General features: G+C 61.1%; 15 protein-coding genes. 3 read left to right on the top strand and 12 right to left on the bottom strand.

Annotation, left to right across the window (positions count from 1 at the left end):
• Positions 1-8 precede the first annotated feature (8 nt).
• The 4 genes from X756_RS157570 to X756_RS157585 form a co-directional block, all read right to left on the bottom strand.
• Positions 9-224, bottom strand: coding sequence for a hypothetical protein (locus tag X756_RS157570; protein ID WP_023667757.1), 216 nt, complete (start codon positions 222-224; stop codon positions 9-11).
• A gap of 193 nt (positions 225-417) precedes the next feature.
• Positions 418-1,545, bottom strand: coding sequence for an FAD-binding oxidoreductase (locus tag X756_RS157575; RefSeq protein ID WP_023682771.1), 1,128 nt, complete (start codon positions 1,543-1,545; stop codon positions 418-420).
• 60 nt (positions 1,546-1,605) lie between these two features.
• Entirely contained in the window at positions 1,606-3,147 is a 1,542-nt protein-coding gene (locus X756_RS1000000170345; protein WP_023667755.1) for an amino acid ABC transporter permease/ATP-binding protein, read from the bottom strand.
• Positions 3,148-3,241: 94 nt separating this feature from the next.
• Positions 3,242-4,084, bottom strand: coding sequence for an ABC transporter substrate-binding protein (locus X756_RS157585; RefSeq protein ID WP_023692311.1), 843 nt, complete (start codon positions 4,082-4,084; stop codon positions 3,242-3,244).
• Between the two features lie 213 nt (positions 4,085-4,297).
• Here X756_RS157585 and X756_RS157590 point away from each other — a divergent pair, with 213 nt between their 5' ends.
• Positions 4,298-5,392, top strand: coding sequence for a LacI family DNA-binding transcriptional regulator (locus X756_RS157590; protein WP_023729130.1), 1,095 nt, complete (start codon positions 4,298-4,300; stop codon positions 5,390-5,392).
• Between the two features lie 177 nt (positions 5,393-5,569).
• Here the strand turns inward: X756_RS157590 and X756_RS157595 are convergent, their stop codons facing one another.
• The 8 genes from X756_RS157595 to X756_RS157630 form a co-directional block, all read right to left on the bottom strand.
• Positions 5,570-6,988 carry an FAD-binding oxidoreductase gene (locus X756_RS157595; protein ID WP_023729129.1) on the bottom strand — a complete coding sequence of 473 codons (1,419 nt, stop codon included), beginning with the start codon at positions 6,986-6,988 and terminating at the stop codon, positions 5,570-5,572.
• On the bottom strand, positions 6,985-7,848 hold the full coding sequence (locus X756_RS157600) for a PfkB family carbohydrate kinase (protein WP_023729128.1): 864 nt from the start codon (positions 7,846-7,848) through the stop codon (positions 6,985-6,987). Before X756_RS157600 ends, X756_RS157595 begins: the two co-directional genes overlap by 4 nt.
• A complete protein-coding gene (locus tag X756_RS157605) occupies positions 7,845-8,699 on the bottom strand; it encodes a sugar phosphate isomerase/epimerase family protein (protein ID WP_023729127.1) in 855 nt (284 codons plus the stop codon). Before X756_RS157605 ends, X756_RS157600 begins: the two co-directional genes overlap by 4 nt.
• 21 nt (positions 8,700-8,720) lie before the next feature.
• On the bottom strand, positions 8,721-9,581 hold the full coding sequence (locus X756_RS157610) for a carbohydrate ABC transporter permease (RefSeq protein ID WP_023714949.1): 861 nt from the start codon (positions 9,579-9,581) through the stop codon (positions 8,721-8,723).
• Positions 9,578-10,537 (bottom strand): sugar ABC transporter permease, encoded by a 960-nt coding sequence (locus X756_RS157615; protein ID WP_023682778.1) that lies wholly within the window; start codon positions 10,535-10,537, stop codon positions 9,578-9,580. The genes X756_RS157610 and X756_RS157615 overlap by 4 nt, the downstream gene beginning before the upstream one ends.
• Before the next feature lie 11 nt (positions 10,538-10,548).
• Entirely contained in the window at positions 10,549-11,871 is a 1,323-nt protein-coding gene (locus tag X756_RS157620) for an extracellular solute-binding protein (RefSeq protein ID WP_023729126.1), read from the bottom strand.
• A gap of 28 nt (positions 11,872-11,899) precedes the next feature.
• Complete coding sequence (locus X756_RS157625) at positions 11,900-12,913, bottom strand: SIS domain-containing protein (protein WP_023729125.1); 1,014 nt, start codon at positions 12,911-12,913, stop codon at positions 11,900-11,902.
• A gap of 172 nt (positions 12,914-13,085) precedes the next feature.
• Positions 13,086-14,108 carry a LacI family DNA-binding transcriptional regulator gene (locus X756_RS157630; RefSeq protein ID WP_023667745.1) on the bottom strand — a complete coding sequence of 341 codons (1,023 nt, stop codon included), beginning with the start codon at positions 14,106-14,108 and terminating at the stop codon, positions 13,086-13,088.
• Positions 14,109-15,118: 1,010 nt separating this feature from the next.
• On the opposite strand from X756_RS157630, the gene X756_RS157635 reads away from it, so the two are divergent.
• Entirely contained in the window at positions 15,119-16,198 is a 1,080-nt protein-coding gene (locus X756_RS157635; RefSeq protein ID WP_023667744.1) for a LacI family DNA-binding transcriptional regulator, read from the top strand.
• 364 nt (positions 16,199-16,562) lie between these two features.
• A complete protein-coding gene (locus X756_RS157640; RefSeq protein WP_023729124.1) occupies positions 16,563-17,630 on the top strand; it encodes a substrate-binding domain-containing protein in 1,068 nt (355 codons plus the stop codon).
• Positions 17,631-17,691 lie beyond the last annotated feature (61 nt).

Raw genomic sequence — 17,691 nt, 5'->3', positions numbered from 1 at the left:
GGTGCCTCCTACTTGTTCGTGCGTCCGGTCTGGTCAGGGTTGATGCCGCCCTGAGGCGTGACGTCGTTCTCGACATCGCCTTCGAACGTATTGTCCCCATCGAGAGCATCGTTCTCGTCGAGCATATCGCCGCCCTTGACCGCGCCCTTCGAGGTGCCGATTCCCGGGTTGTCTCGCAGATCCTTGTCCGTGGGCTGTTTAGTCTTGGGGTGTTGGTTGGTCATGGAATTTCTCAGCGCTGGTTGAGCTTGGACGAAAGACGGTCCTGGCGCTGTCCAACTTCAACGTGGAGAAAATGTTCCGGAACATATTCGCTGTGTCAGGTTCGGTGCGCGTAAGCGGCCAGGCGGCCGCCGTCTCGGCTAGCGAAACTCCAAGCATGCCACATTACATCCCATTCCGAGGCGAATTGGCGGGCTAAAGTGAAAATCGAGACGGTCGAAAGCTTGCAAGGAGTGGGTGCTCTGTTCCGGTGGCGATCTCGGTTGCAAGCAGTTCGCCGGCAATCAAGCCAAGTGTTGCGCCGCTGTGGCTGAAGGCGACGTAATACCCCTCGATCTCCCGCAACTGGCCGAAGACCGGCTCGCCGTCTCCGGGGATTGGCTTGGGCCCGACACCGTAGCTCTCCAATTCCAATTTCGGATGACCGTCGAGAACATTCGACGCTTCGTCGAGAAGCCCCTGGATGGTCGATGCTTTTACGCGATAAGTCCCGTCCGGATTGACTACCACCTGTTCTTCCGACCAGGCAGAATCGAGCGCGAGGGCGCCATCAGGCGTCGGCCGGATGGCGACACGCGGCGTGTTGAGCACGGCGCGTAGCGGCAAGTCGACTGGCTTGGTCCTGACCAGCAGCGCGATTGGTGTCCCATCGGCAATACGCTGACCGGCCACGGCAACCATTCGCGGCACATCCGCACCGGTCGCCAGAAGCACCGCGTTGGCGGCGAAGCTGACCCCGCTGGTGGTGGTGACGCCGGTGGCGCGGCCGTTGGCGACGGTGACGGTAGCGCTTCCGGCCTCGGTGACCACCTGGCCGCCCCGCTCCACGAATTCCGCGATCAATATTTCGATCAGCGACGGCAGGTCGACCCAGCCCTCACCCGCGTTGAAGATCGCGCCTTGAGGCGTGACAGCGCTTGCGCAGACACCCGGCGTGACCAACCTTATGGCGTCCGCGGACAGATGCTGCGCATCATAGCCGAGACGTTTTTCGTGAGCGAAGACATCGGCGATCTCGTTTGAGGCATCGTCCGCATCCCACGTCAGGCCACCGTCGAAACGCAGCCAGGCGGCATCCGGGCATCGCGCCGACAAACTGCGGTAGCGGTCGATACCGATCATGCGCAGGCGATGATATTCAGCCGAGCGCCTGCGCGCCGAATTGATCCAGGCGAGCGAGCGGCCGGAAGCTCCCTTGGCGAGCGGTCCATCATTGACCAGCACGGTCTCGATGCCGAGCCTTGCAAGATGAACGGCCGAGGAGACGCCAAAAATGCCGCCGCCGACGACAACGACCTTGGAAACCTGATGTGATGCAGCCATGAGATATCTTTCACTGGTGGAGGTTGGTTTGGGCGGCCGTCTTGAAGGGCTCATGCGTGATCAAAGCACTTCGGCAAGGAAGTGCTTCAGACGTGGGCTTTTCGGCGTGTCGAAAATCGCTGCAGGCGTGCCGGCCTCGATGATGCGGCCTTCATCCATGAAGACGACCTGATCGGCGACCTTGCGGGCGAAGCCCATTTCATGTGTCACCACGACCATTGTCATGCCGCGCCGGCCGAGATCCGCCATGAGGTTGAGCACGCCCTTCACCAGTTCGGGATCGAGTGCGCTTGTTACCTCATCGAACAAGATGACCTCCGGGTCCATCGCCAATGCACGAGCGATTGCCACACGCTGCTGCTGGCCACCGGAAAGGCTCCCTGGACGATGGTGTTTGCGGGTCGCAAGCCCGACGTCGGCAAGGCGCGCCTCGGCGATGCGCTCAGCTTCCTGTACAGGGAGCCCCTTTACCTTGGTCAGCGACAGCATGACGTTTTCGAGCGCGGTGTGGTCGGGAAACAGATTGAACTGCTGGAAAACCATCCCGACACGCCGGCGCAGTTTTTCAGGCTTCATCGCCAGGATGCTCGCACCATCGAGCAACACCTCACCGCCCTTGGGCTCGACCAGGCGGTTGAGGCAGCGCAGCAGGGTCGACTTGCCCGAACCTGATGGGCCGATCACGCATGTGACCGTGCCAGGCTTGACTGCCAGGCTGACGCCTTTGAGAACATCGAGGTCGCCATAGGCCATGTCGAGATCGGTGATGGCGAGACTGCCGCCCTTGAAGCGGGGCAGCGCTGAGCGGGCATCAGAGCCGGCCTCCGAAGGTGCACTGCCGGTGGCGCCCTCCAGTTCGCTCACTTCGGCCAGGCCGCTGATGACGAGGCCGGCCTTTTGCTTTCCGACCCGCAGCGAGTTGTCGATGTAGTTGACCACATGGGTCAACGGCACGGTGATGACGAGATAGAACACGCCGGCCAGAAGCAATGGCGAGAGGTTTCCGGTGACCACTGCCTGGTCCTGACCGACACGGAAGATCTCGCGCTCCGAGGCGAGCAGACCGAGGAAGTAGACAAGGCTTGAATCCTTGACGTTGCCGATGAACTGGTTGACGAGGGCCGGCAAGACGCGGCGGATGCCTTGCGGGATCACGATCAGGCGCATGCCTTGGCCGTAGCTCATGCTGAGCGCCCTGCAGGCCTCCATCTGCCCGCGCTCGACGCTCTGGATGCCCGAGCGGAATATTTCGCCGATATAGGCGCCGGCGATCAGGCTCAGCGCAAGAATGCCGAGCGGAAAGGGCGAAGGGCCGAAGATTTCACGGCCGATGCGGGCAAAGCCCTGGCCTATCAGCAGGATGGTGACGATCGCCGGCAGCCCACGGAATATATCCGTGTAGACCCGCGCCGGAATGCGCAGCCAGCGCGATTGCGAGATGCCCATGACCGCCAGGATCATGCCGAGAATGACACCCAGCACCGTCGACGCGGCGGCGAGGATCAAGGTGTTCTTCAATCCGATGGTGATCATGCTGGGCAGCACGTCCGCCATGGCCTGCCAGTCGAGGAAACTGCGCCGCAGGTTTTCGAGCCAGTTCATTCGCCCCCCTTTCGGTTGCGCTATTCACATCGTCCGCATCAAGGACGGCGGCGTAATCCGGCCGCCGGCATGAGAGCCAGCGGCCGGGTACGGTCTACTTCTTGGGAAGATACTGGTCGGGCATCGGCGAGCCGGGGAACCACTTTTCATAAAGCGTTTTCCAGGTGCCGTCCTGCATGGCCGCGTGAAGGGCGGTGTTCAGCGCATTGCGGAGCTTGTCGTTGCCCTTGCGCAGGACGAAGCCGGCCGGCGCGTCGAAGGAAGGAATATTGACCGCGATCTTCAGGTTCGGATAGCGAACGCCATAGTCCTTGGCAGCCTCGTAATCGAGGAAGTGGGCATCCACGGTTCCGTTGTTAAGCGCCGAAACGGCGGAGTTGTTGTCGGGGAATTTGACGAGATCGGTTCCGACAAAATTCTTCGCCGCGTAGATTTCCTGGAGCGTGCCTTGCACGACGCCGAGACGTTTGCCCTTGAGCCCGTCCGCCGACGTGATCGCCTTGTCGGCAGTAAGCACGGACAGATAGCCTGCGATATACCCGTCGGAAAAGTCGACGGTCTTCTTGCGTGCTTCCGTCGTGCCGATTGCCGCGACCGCGACATCGAAACGCTCGTTTGCAACCGAAGGCATCAGCGCCGAGAATTCCTGGCCGGTGAAGATCACCTGGTCGGGCTTGAAGCCAAGGCGGCTCGCGACGTTGCGGAACAATTCGATGTCGAAGCCGGTGAACGACCCATCGGCCTGGGTGAAAGCGTAGGGTTTGGCATCGCCCATGGTTCCGACGCTGATGACCTTCGCATCAATGAGGCCATAGGGATTGTCATCCGCGGCGGCCGCTCCTGAAACCAGCCCGGCGCCGACGCACATCGCCATAAGAGCCATTGCGCCGGTTCTGACCGGGCACATCAACGACTTGAGAATTTCTTTCCTGCTCATGTCTTTCTCCACTCTGAAGGTCTGTTCTTCTTGGTATTTCCGTCGAGCCGCCATCTGGCGCGCCGCCATGCCCTTGCCGAAATCACGGTCCGTCACGCCTCTCGGCTCCACTCCTTTTAAAGAGACCGGTCTCATATTGCGTGAGACCGGTCTCTTTGTTAATCGTTATCGCCACGTTGACCTCCCGTCAACAACTCTTGTAGTCGTCATCCGATGAAAAGAACCGCCCCCAAGACCCCGTCGATAACGGTCAGCGACGTCGCCCGCGCGGCCAATGTTTCGAAAGCGACAGCCGCGCGCGTGCTCGGCGGATACGGCGTCGTCAGCGACATGATCCGCGCGGAAGTCATGGCCGCGGCCAAGGCCTTGGACTATCGTGCGAACGAGCTCGCCCGCAGCATGACGACCGGCCGCTCCGGCATCATCGGCGTGGTTGTCGGCGACATCGAGAACCCGTTCTTCAGCCTCGCGGTACGCGGCATCAGCGACGCGGCAAAGGCAGCCGGGTTCAACGTCATCCTGGCCAATTCCGGCGAGAAGATCGAGGCGGAAAAGGCGGCCGTGAAACTGCTCATCGGCAAGCGCGTCGACGGGCTGATCGTCACGCCGTCGGAATCGCGCGACATCGCGCACCTGCGCGATATCCACCGCTCGGGCCGACCGCTTGCCCTGCTGGATAGGGCGCTGGCAGATCTGGATGTCGATACGGTCACGACCGACGATCGCGGCATCGCCATGCTGGCGACCCGCTTTCTAGCCGATGCCGGCCACCGCAACATCGCCTATGTGACCGCGGTCGACGCCGAAGGGCACGAGTACCGCGATCTCGGGCAGATCTACACCTCGTCGGTCCGTGAGCGCATCGACGGTTTCCTCACCGTGTGCCGAGAGGCCGGACTTGATCGGCCAGAACGCTATGTTCGCCTTGGCGCGACAAGCCCCACCGAAACGCGCAGGGTTGCCGGCGAGATGCTGTCGGCGGCGGATCGGCCGACGGCGATCCTCGCCTCCGACAGCGTCATTGCGCTGGAGATCTTCAAGGTGACCCGCGAGCGCGGCCTGCGGGTTCCCGACGACATTTCGCTCATCACTTTCCATGATGCGGACTGGACGAGCGTCACCACGCCGCCCATCACCGTTATCGACCAGCCCGTCTACGCGCTTGGCAAGAGCGTCGCGGAATTGCTCATCCGGCGATTGAAGGGAGATTCCCGCCCGGCGGAAAGGCTCGTTTTGCCGACCGCCATCATTGCACGCGGATCCGTTGGCCCGCCCTCGGATGGAAAGCCGCAAGTGCGCCAAGCATAGGCCTGGCGGCGGTACGGCCCACATGAATACGTTAGAACAAGGTCGACGCACTCCGCTTTAAGAATGTACGTCGATCAACCCAGCAAGCACCCTGATCGCAATGCCGCGTCCACCGTCATCGGGACGGCACGTGCCGGCTCATGGTTTGAAGAGCGTGACGATGAGCGAGATGCCCGGCTACTTCTTGCGCCTGCCTGGCTTCAGGGCCGCCAGAAGACTGGTGATCCTGCCGGCGTTTCGGTTGCGGATCTCGGCCTCGTTCTTGCGGCGCACCGCGGCGCGGACAAGCCTGGCGCCGAGATAACGCAACGGCTCGGGCGGCAGCGACATGCGCCGCTCGATGCCGACCAGACCGCTTTCGCTCCAGCGATCCTTTCGCTCGAGCACCAGGCTCGCCAGAATGCGTCCGGCTATCGGCGTCTGCGCGATGCCGGTGCCGTTAAATCCCATGCCGTAGAAGATATTGGGATGATCGCGCAGGTGGTCGAAGACAGGAACGTGTTCAGGCACGCAGTCGATCGGCCCCGACCAGTCATATTCGATCGCCACACCGCGCAGCGAGGGGTAGACCCGATGCAGCTCTCGCATATTGTCGCGGCCGTGCTCCGGGCTGCGGTTGAAGCTGGCGCCGAAATTTCCACTGAAGGCGACGTTGCCGCTGCCACGACCGAAGACCACCCTGCCCCCGATGGTGCGCTGGTAGTAGAGCACCTGGGCCTGGGAATCGCAGATCGAGGCACCGTCGCGCCAGCCGATGCTGTCGAGCAGTTCGGGGACGGCGGCAGTGGCAATCACCTCGCTGCCGACGACATAAAGATGCCGTCGCAGTTCCGGCAGCGCCGAAAGCCAGGCGTTGGCGGCAAGCACGATTTTGTCAGCCCGTACCGCGCCATGCGCCGTGCGCACCGTGCATGTCATGCCGGGTTCGATGGCGAGGACCGGGCTGCGCTCATGGATGATGACGCCGCGAGCCAGTGCCAGCTTGCGCAATCCGATGGCAAGTTTGGCGGGATGGACCGTGCCGGCAGTGGTCTCGACCACGCCGACATAGGAGGCCGATGAACCGGTGCGGCGTTGAATGTTCTCGGCTGTCAGCGGGCTGAAACGGTTTTCTCCAACAGCCGCCGTCAAGGCCACGGCGGTCTCCCAGGCGCCTTCCTGCGCAATGGAGCTTGCTGTCCACAGCCATCCGTCCAGCCTCAGGTCCATGTCTATGGTGCCGTTTTGCTGCAGCGCCTTCAGCTCCGCTATCGATGCCACCGTGTCGGCGCACAGCAGGCGCGCTTCCTCGAGACCGACGACCGCACTGATCTGGTCGATTTCGGCGAACCATGAATGGACCTGACCGCCGTTGCGCCCCGAGGCCCCCGATCCGCACAGATCGGCTTCAAGGATCACCACCCGCGTTTGCGGCGCCAGTTCAAGGATCCGCAGCGCCGTCCACAGACCGGTATAGCCGCCACCGACGATCACCACGTCGGCGCGCTCGTCGCCTCGCAATGGCTCGGTCGCAGGGGCGGCGGCAATGTCCTGCAGCCAAAACGACCGGTCAGATGCAAGCGCGACCGCAGGCTGCCGCAAACGAATTGTACTCACGCTTGGGCTCCCTGCGCATCGACAATGAAGCTGGCATATTTGGCTGGCAGCCAATCGGGTATCGGACGCGGTCTCTGGGGAAACCCGCCAAGATGGGTGCAGGTCTGCGCCGCCGCGATCGACGCCCTGTGCAATGCCTCCAGGGCGCCGAGGCCGCCGAAATGGAAGCCGGCGAGGAAAGTGGCAATGAAACTGTCGCCGGCGCCACACGTATCCACGACATCGACAAGCGTCGCCGGCGCATGCACGACATTCGTGCCATCGTTGAAGTAGGAGCCGCGTCGACCACAGGTCAAAACTACCTGCCTTGCGCCGGCCGCCCTGAGCGCGCCCAGCGATGGCTCGATGGGAACATCGACATCGTCCGGTCCGGACGCAAACACAAGCGAGACACCGTCGAGCGGCAGCGCCATATGGGCGGTCGATAGATCAATGCTGAACGGCACATGGTCCGCCACCAATCGTTGAACAAGGTGCTTGTTGGCGTTGGTGCCGAGATGCACCCAGTCGGCCGCGGCGATGACCGCATAATGCGCGGGCGCCGGCATGTAGTTTTCGCCCACACCGAAGGATTCGTGCAGAAACTTCCGGTCGCCGGATTCATCGCGCAGCAAGGTGACGGCCGTATCGCCGGGACGCCGTTCGACGTCGTCGGGGGATAGGCCGGCACCTGCCAGCTCAGCAAGCACCACGTCGCCTTCGGGATCGTTCCCGACGGCGCCGAAATAGCGCGCGGACCAGCCGTTGCGCCGCCATTGCGCCGCGACATTCAAGGCGTTGCCGCCCACCGTCATCAAGTTGTTGGTCAAATAGGCATCAAGGCAATTGTCCCCGACCGCGATAAGCTTCTTCGACGTCATGCCGGCACCGTTGCGCAATTGAGGTATGGCGCGATGGCGCCAAGGCAGCGTGTCCAGGCTTTTACCGGATCGAGCGCGTAGGAGCCGTTGCCGAACGGCTCGAAGGTGAACTTTCCGGCATAGCCCAGGCGCGCGAGCTCGCTGACATAGTGGCCGAGCGGCAGCGTACCATCCCCCCACACCAGATGCCCGCCTGGTGTGCCGTCGACCAGATGGACATGCGCCAGCCGCGAGCCGAACAGGTCGACATAGCCGGCCACGGTGTCGCCGGCCGTGGCCATGGCGACAGTGTCGAGCACGACATCGACGTTGCCGGCGCCCACCTCATCCAGCATTTGGCGCAGGCCTGCCGCATCATTGACGAGGTTGCTCTCGAACCGCTGCAACGGCTCGAGCAGGCAGCGCACCCCGTTTGCGGCGGCGCGCCGGGCGATCTCGCCGATCGAACCGACCGCGCGGTCCCATGCCGGTTGCCGGGGTTCGCTCTCGTAGCCCCGGCCGGGCGTCAGGAAGAGATAGCGGGCGCCAAGCGCCGCGCAGATGTCGGCTGCACGCCAAAACCGCTCGATGCTGTCCTGGCGCAGTGCGGCGTCGCCGGAGGCAATGTTGATTGGATACAACACCTGCTCAGGCGTAAAGCACCAGGCCGACAGCTCGTTGTCGGCGAGTACCCGGCGAACGGATTCGACACGTGCGTCCGTGGCGTGGAACAGGTCCAGATGCTGGGCAATCCCCCACAGCTCGATCTCGCGCAGGCCAAAGCCTCGGATCTTCCTGGCGACCTCATCGAAGGGGAAGTGCTGGAAGCTGAAATTGGCTCCGATCAGCTGATGAGCAGCGAGCTGCGGCATGAAGGCTCCTTTCGGGAATTGTTATTTGCCGATGCCTTCGGCCAAGCCACGGATGAAGTAGCGTTGCGCGCCAAAGAACACGATCACGATAGGCAGCGCCGAGATCGTCATGGCCGCGAACACCACGGCATAGTTGGTCCCGTGGGTTGCCATGATCGACGTCAGTCCGACCGGCAGCGTCTGCACATCCGAGCCGCTCGTGAAGATCATGGCGAAGAGATATTCGTTCCAGGCGAACAGGACGTGCAGGATGACGCAGGAAATGATGATCGGCCGGCACAGCGGCAAGGTGATGCGCCAGAAGATCTGACCCTCGCTGGCGCCATCCATCGTCGCCGCCTCGTCGATGTCTTCAGGCAGATCCAGCATGTAGGCGCGGATGAGGAAGGTGGTGAACGGCACACGGAACGCCGTGTAGAGAATGATCAGCGCCCAGTAGGTGTTGTAGAGACCGAGCGCCTGCAACATCTTCACCAGTGGAATGATCGCCACGGTGGGGCTCAGCATCAAGCCGCCCAGAACGATGGCAATAACCAGCGGCTTTGCCGACATCTTGGTGCGGGTCAGGCCGAAGGCCGTCCAGGCGCTGATCAGGACGGTGCATATGGCCGAAGCGACGGTCACCAGCACCGAGACTGTCACGTAGCCACGCACGCCCTGGTTCCATGCCTGCATGTAATTGTTCCACGACCAATGGGTGGGCAGGGCGAAGGGATCGCCGAAGATCTGCGCATTGTCCTTGAAGCCGCTCAGCGCCATCCAGATCAGCGGATAGATGACGACGACACCAAGGCAGACCAGGAACGAATAGAGCAATGTCCTGGCGATGACCGACCACACATTCACGTTCCGGCTGCGACCGGCTGCGACCATCGCACTCATAGCTGCACCCGGCGGCGCTTGGTGTACCAGAGCTGTGCCGCACCTGTGAGCATGGTCAACATGAAGATGACGGCGGCGATCGCCGCGCCATAGCCGAAATTGTCCTCGATGAAGGCCTTCTGGTAGAGCCACGTGCCCAGCACCTGGCTGCTGTTGTTAGGCCCGCCTGCGGTCATCACCATAACCTCGTTGAACACCTGGAACGCGCCCGTGATGGTGACGATGATCATCAACCCCGTCATTTCCCGGGTGAGCGGAAAGGTGATGCTCCACAGGCGGCGAAGCGGACCCGCGCCGTCGATCGTTGCGGCATCGTAGAGGTCGCGCGGGATCTTCTGGATGGCAATGGCGAACAGCAGCGTCGAATAGCCAAAACCCTGCCATTGGCTCATGGCGATGATGGCATAGATGGCGGTGTGCTCATTGCCGAGCCAAGGCATGACGAGCTGGCTCAGTCCAACACGGCTGAGCGCGGCATCCAGCAAGCCGATCTGCGGCTGGTAGATGAAATAAAACAGCAGGCCGGTCACCGTGATCGAGATTGCCGACGGCACGAAATAGACGGCGCGCCACAGCCGGCGCCAGCTTTCGCTTTTCAGGTCCTCGATAATGGCCGCCAGCAGGAACGCGCCGAAGACCTGGAAGATGACGGAGATGAGAGCGTAGAGGCAGTTGTTCCACAGCGCCAGCAGCACGACCGGGTCATGCAGCAGCCGGTCGTAGTTGGCGAGGCCGACATTGGTGACCTCGCCGGTGTAGATGTCCTGGTCGGTGGTGCTGACGATGAAATTGTCGACGATCGGATAATAGACGAACCAGCCGATGAGGATGAGCGCGATCGCCGCCCATCGCAACGACAACAGGTTGGCGAAGCAGGCCCGCCGGCTCTTTGGCCGTTGCGGCCTGGCGACGCCGATGTCGGCGCCGCTGTCCACTGTGTCCGAGGCCCTTGCCATGCTCGCCTGCTTTATTTGGCCGCGGATGCGGCTTTGCGCACCTCGTCCATCACTTGCTCGGGCGTCATCGAGCCGCCCGCCAGCGCCTGCAGGCTGGACAGCCAGACGGCGGCGACGCGCGGTGGGTTGGCCGTATCCAGCCAGGGCATGAGGTATGAGGCGGCGTTGATATCCTTGAGGCCATCGACCACAGCCGCGCTCATGTTCGATTCCGAGGCGCCGCCGATGGTGGCGCTCGGCTGGCCATAGGGTGGCGCAGACAGCACCTGCGCATTTTCCTTCGAAGTCACGAACTTCATGAAATCGATCGCCAGCGGGATGTTCTTCGATGCCGCATTGATCATGTAGCCCTCCGGCGCGCCCTCGATCGACTTGGCGTCACCCTTGGCGCCGGCGGGCACCGGCAGCCGGAAGAATCCGAAATCGGCGGGCTTTAACGCCGACTCCGGCGTGGCGGCCTGATCGAACTCGATGATCTCCTGGTAGTACATGGCCGACTGCGCGTTGGTGAAGGCCTGGAGAGCCGAGGCATAGGATGTGCCGTTGACGCCGGCGCCATCGGTGCAGCGCTCGACAAGCTGGCTGAACTGCTTGAGTGCTGCGATATAGCCTGGGTCGGTGTATTGGGCGGTGGCCGGATCGAAGTCGCGTTCCAGCGTTCCCTGCGGCACGTTGTAGGCGAGCAGCTGGCCTGCAAAGTGGATTGCCGGCCAGGCCTCCTTGTTGCCGAAGGAGATCGGTGTCACGCCGGATTTGCGGAGGGCGTCGCAGCTGGTCAGCAATTCCTCGAAAGTGCCCGGTGCCTTGAGGCTGAGCTTGGCGAAGATCTGCTTGTTGTAGCCCATGAACTTGGCATCCTGGTAAAGCGGAATGCCATAGAACTTGCCGTTGTATTGGAACGCCTTGACGGCGGCTGGAGACAGCGACTTGCCCCACTCGGTATCGGCAGCAATGACGGGCGTGAGATCAACGGCGCGATTGCCGCGCACGAAATTGCCACCCCAGCTGCCTGTCCAGGAGAAATAGATATCGGGCAGCGAGTTGGAAGCGACCAGCGTCTTGGTCTTGCCCTTCACGCTGTCGTCGCTCTCCTGGATAAGTTCGACCTTCACATCCGGATGGAGCTTCTCATAGGCCTGTGCCAGGTTGACGAAATACGGCGACAGCTCTTGCAGCCCGAACTTCGTCAGGACCGAAAGCGTGCCGGTGTATTCCACCTTGGCGTTTGGGTCGGCCGTGACAGCCGGCGAAGCGGCGGAACTGCCGCTTATCGACAACCCCAATGATGATACCGCGGCCACCGTGACCGCCACGATTTGCAGCGAACGTTTCATGGATAGCTCCTTCAGAGGTGAGAGGGGATCAATATTCCACGCGTTTGTAGTAGCGACGGGTGGTCAGCGGGTGGTTGCGCAGCACCTCGAGATGGGCGCTCAGCCGCTCGAGCAACGTGGCGAGCAGAACCGGCGAGATCATGCCGCGGACCTTTGCGGAGATGCCCGGCAACTTGACCGAGGCCGCGTCCAGCGTGCGAACGCGGTCCGTGTAGCGCTTGGCGAAGTTCTCGACCCGGTCGGCCAGGGGCCGAAGGGCATCTTCGCCCTTGAACACGAAAACGCTGACGCCCGGCTCGACCAACTCGAGCGTACCGTGGAAGAAGTCGGCGGCGTGCACCGGGCGGGTGCGAATCCACTGCATCTCTTCGAGGATGCACATGCCGTAATAGTGTGCCTCCGGCCACACCGAGCCGGCGCCGGTGAAGATGTGATAGGTATCGTCCTTGATTGTCTGGGCCAGTTCGGCCGCCCTGTCCTCAAAGGCAGCCTTGGCGTCGGCAAGCAGATCCGGCAGCAGTTTGAGTTCGGCGACAGTGCCATCAAAATCATCATATTCGCCGCGCTCTTCCAGCAGGGCCAGGACGATCAGCAGCGTCTGCAGGTAGAAGGATTCCGACGAGGTGTCGTCTTCGGCGAAGTTCGTGAAATTGTGGTCAGCCTCCCGTGCGATTGGCGTATCCGAATGGCCGGTGAGCGAAATGGTGCGCACACCACGTTTTTTCAGAAAGGCCATGAGCTCGACGCCTTCCTTGGTCGTGCCCGACAAGGACGGGATGACCACCACGGCCTTGCTGTCGAGACCGGCGGGCGGATCGATCACGACCTGCGCCGGATAGGCACCGCTCACCGGGAAGGTGGAACAGCGCTGCGCCAACTCGATCGCGGGCAAGGTTAGAAGCTGCACGCCGCCGGTGCCCATGAAAAACAGCCGCTCGACGCCATCTGCCAGCAGTGTGCGCATCAGTGAGCGAACCTCACCTGCGACGGCGACGGCCCCGCTTTGGATCTTCACGAAGCGGTCCCTATCGAAGTTCAGCATGACGTTTTCCTTGTATTTCGCATGTTACAGGCCTCTAGCCCGCCTTAGGCGTCGGTGGGCCGTCTAGCTCGTTTCCCGATGTGAGATCGATCTCACAAGCAATAATGGGCACGCAATTTCGCCAATGGCAAGTCCTTTAGACGAAATTCTCCGAAATCGAGGGGTTTGCTCTTTAGCGCACAGCGCGCCGGGCAACCGAGCCGCGTACGATCAAGCGGGTCTGAAATCGGGTACGGCGCGGTGCAACCTTTTTGCCGGCAAGCCGCTCCAGCAGGTATCTGGCGGCGAGCGGTCCGATCTCGGAGATGGGTTGCGCCACGACCGTTATCTGCGGATCGGTGAACGTGGCGAGGTTGAAGTCATCGAAGCCAACCACCGACACGTCATGCGGAATCGAGAGCCCCATTGAACGCAGGCCAAGAAGCGCGCCTTGCGTCATGAGGCTGTCCACCGTGAACAGTGCGGTGGGGCGATTGCGCCGGCTGAACAGGCGGATCGTGGCTTCGATGGCGTGCTCGACGGTCGAGCGCGATACGCCGATGAGCGCTTCATCGATTGCGATCCCATGCGAGTGAAGCGAGTTTTCGTAGCCAGCCAAGCGTTCCTGTGCCGTAAAGATGCGTGACTCGTCGCGCAAAAGACCGATCCGGTGGTGACCGTTGCCAACCAGATAGTCCACTGCCTCGCGTGCCCCGCCCTCGTTGTCGACGACGACGCTGTCGCATTGCAGGTCCTTTACCACGCGGTCGATGAGCACGATCGGTGCGCCTTCGCGGGCCAGTTGCACAATATGCTGGCTGTCGGTTGCAGACGTTGGGGCAAGGATGAAGCCGCGAATGCTGAGCGAGCGAAGGCTCTCAAGCAGTTCTTTCTCCTGTTCTACATTCTCCTCGCTGCTGGCAATCAGAAGATTGTGGCGGTGCTTGCGCAGTTCCACCTCTATGTCGTGCGCGATTCGGGCGAAGAACGGATTCTGGATATCGCCGGGCACGAAGCCTATGATCGGCAATTGTCCGCTGCGCAGCGCCTGCGCGACGAGGTTGGCCCGATAGCCCAGCCTTTCGGCTGCCTCAACCACGCGGAGCGCCGTCTCGTCGCCAACGTAACCATAGCTGTTGAGCGCCCGGGCGGCCGTGGCGCGCGACACCTTAGCCGCTGCGGCAACGTCCTTTAGTGTGATTCCTTTCTGGGCCACAGGTAACCGTCCTTCTTGGATCTGAACATTGCGTCAGATCATTCTCGGCTCGTCTTGCCGGCATCGTTGTGCGGCATATCGGACGATTCTCAAACCGCGAACATAGCTTTCGCAACTCCTTGCCACCTAATCGAGATACGCGCGCTGTTTGGCTATCTGGAAATTTGATCCACGAATGCACCTACATGTTGTGCAGTCAGTTCATTGCCTTGCACTGCCAGCATACGGCAATGAGTTCACGCCATGGTCCAGGCGGCCTCCCTGGCATCGATCATAACACCGATGGAGACGACTAGCCTTGCCGCCAAACTCGTCCAGCGATTGGAGGCGAGCTTTCAAAAAGGTCGAGCCAGACGCTCAAGGCCCGCTGCACGGAGAGCCACAGGCTGGGAGACTCTGAGCAAATCGGGAATCTGAGTCGCTTGCTCTGAACCGTCGGCATCATGCTGCTAACCGGTTTTGATCCTCCGTGGCTCCGCATTGGCAATAGCGACGAAAATGCTGTCGAGCAGACCCTTGTCGCGGAAGGAACTTGCCAAGCAAGGGCACCTCGGCCAAGCACGCAAACAACGCCCGGAGACGAAGGCGCATCCGGCAGCACCCTTTTTGGGGCCAGATAGAGACTCAGAAACCCAAAACTTTCATCTTCCCGCTATTGAAACGGAGGACTCGATCGTGACGCGTGCGCCCGACCATCGCCAACGGTGGGCTCCAAACTGATCGAAACTTCTCGTCGACCTTTGCAAGGTGATTGATCATCGGGGAGACCAAAGCCGAAACACTGGGGTTGGTGTCTCCAGTGACGCTGAACGAAGCTTCACGGAAAATCCCAAATCTGCCGATTTCCCTGGCGCTGCCATTGCAACGATCGAGACAATCAGGGAGACCGGACCGGAGGCACGAGAGGCCGCGTCCTTCCGTGGGGTCGCTCAAACCGTTTGACGCAATTTAGAGATGTTGCCTTGACCCCGCACTAGCGTCTACTGCATCTGCTAGTAGGAGCGTCACGAATGGCGAGAAAGTCTGTCCGACGCAAGTCAACGATTTATGACATCGCGGTGGCGGCAAAGTTGTCCCCGACAGCGGTTAGTCTCGTCCTCAATGGCTCGTGGCAACAGCACCGGATCAAGGCGGAAACCGCAGCGACCATCCTCGATTGGGCTGAGCGGCTTGGCTATGCTGTCAACCTCAAGGCACGAGGATTGCGGCTTTCCCGATCCGGGCTCGCTGGAATGATCTTGCCACATTACCGCAATCGCTTCTTCGCCGGATTGGCCGAAGCCTTTGAAGCGGAATCCCGCGTCCACCGCTTGTGCCCGATCGTCGTCAGCACCCATCGCAATCCTGATAACGAGTTGAGTGTGACGGAAACCCTGCTGGCCCAGCAGGTGGAATTTCTCTTCCTTGCGGGCGTTCGTGACCCCGATCCGCTGAATGATCTGTGCCGGGCAGCGGGCGTCCGGTGCATCAACATCGATCTGCCAGGCCGCCGGGCTCCCTCAGTTGTTTCTGACAACTACGGGGGCGCCAAGGCGCTCACAGAGATCATTGTTCAGAAATTGAAAGAACGAGGGGGCTCCACCGAAGATCTCTTCTTCTTTGGCGGGGTCAGCGATGATGACGCAACACGTAGCCGTTTGCTGGGTTTTCACGATGCGCTGGCAGCGCATGGGATTGTTACGGGCCCGGGCACGATTGACTGCTGCGGATACGCACCGACCAACGCTGCTCGGTCTCTCGCTGCACGATACGCTCAGCTTGGGCATCTGCCCTCAGGTATGTTCGTCAACGGCGTGACCGCTCTTGAAGGAACATTGCGGTTCACTTCGACGCTAGCCTCAAGTGAGCTTGGACGGGTTGTTGTCGGAAGCTTCGACTGGGATCCATTCGCGGCGCATTTGCCCTTCGATGTGACCATGGTCCGACAGAATGTCGAGGTGATGATTGCTGAAGGATTTTCGCTTCTGGAGAATTATTCGATAGACCACTTTCCGCTGGTGACCGTACCGACCAGCTTTGGGCGAACCGGAGAGCATGACGGCGCCCAAGAAGATTGGGATTCGGCATCCAAATCGAGCATCGACCACTAGCAATTCTTTGTCACGAGACATCGTTGCAGAAGTTCAACTCCGTTCATCAGCACCTCGGATCTGGGTAGCACCGCCTCCACCAAGGCTCGCGGGGGATCGCATGTCGTTTCTACGGGTGCAGCCTGAGTGCGAAAGGGCGGATCGTTTACATCAATCGAGAAATGTTTTTAGACGCTGGTGGCGTGACCGCCTTGCTAAATCTATTTAGCACCTTGACCGGCCGGCATTCAAAGTCTTTTATGGCGCGTTCTGGGAGGAATGCGGCGCCGAGTGCGTCAATGCCGTAGGGCCCAAAGGGGTGGGCCAAACAAAGCCGACATGGGCAATAGGCAACCCAAAAACTCGTCAATCAGGGAGGAACTAAATGTTAGCAAAAACTATACTCGCGGCAGCGTTCGGCGCAGCCCTTTCGGTCGCCACAATGGATGCTGCACTGGCGAAGGACATCAAGGTTGGAGTCGTCGTGAAGATCGGCGGCATTCCCTGGTTCAATGCCATGGAAACGGGAATAAAGGAAAAGTCGAAAGAGCTTGGCGACGACGGCTTCATGGTCGGGCCGACCAGCGCCGACCCGGCACTTCAGGTCCGCGCGATCGAAGACCTGATAGCTCAGGGCGTCAGCGTAATTGGCGTCGTGCCGAATGATGCAAACGTTCTCGAGCCGGTTCTAAAAAAGGCGCGCGACACGGGCATCAAGGTCATAACCCATGAATCGCCGGACCAGGTGAACGCTGATTGGGACTTCGAAATGGTCTCGGCCGTTGGTTTCGGTGAGGCCCATGCCAAACTATTTGCCGAGAAAATGGGCGGCAAAGGCAAGTACGTCGTGTACGTGGGTTCTCTTACCGTGCCCGCACACAATGCCTGGGCCGATGCTGCAANCGGCAAAGGCAAGTACGTCGTGTACGTGGGTTCTCTTACCGTGCCCGCACACAATGCCTGGGCCGATGCTGCAATCGCCTACCTGAAGAAGAACTTTCCCGACATGCAGATGGTTGGCGACAGATATGGCGTCGCCGAGAGCGCCGATGACAGCCGAAAGACGGCTCTGGATGTGCTTGCCGCCAATCCTGACCTCGGCGGCTTCCTGACGTTCGGCAGTCAGGGACCGATCGGCGCCGGACGCGCGATCGAGGAGCAGAAGCTTGGTGACAAGGTGGTTCTTGTCGGTTCATTCTCGCCTAGCCAAGGCAGCGCAATGCTCAAGTCCGGCATTATTGACGGCGGCTACATGTGGAATCCTCTGGAAGCGGGCAAAGTATTCGTAACAATGGCTGATTTTCTGGCGGGCGGCGGTGAAATCACCGACGGCATGACGATCGAAGGTCTGGGTGTCGTTCACCCTGACTTCAAAACCGGCACCATCATCGTGGACGCTGTGCAGCCTATCACGGTCGAAACGGTCGATGGTCTTGCAGCCCTAGGGCTTTAGATGGCGGACCATGGCTGGCGTGCCGGGGTGGCAGATCAATCCCGGCACGCCCCATCCTTGT

Origin of the sequence: Mesorhizobium sp. LNJC405B00, assembly GCF_000502615.1 — a bacterium.
Lineage (GTDB): Bacteria > Pseudomonadota > Alphaproteobacteria > Rhizobiales > Rhizobiaceae > Mesorhizobium.
This window is presented reverse-complemented; position numbering and strand designations above follow the sequence as displayed.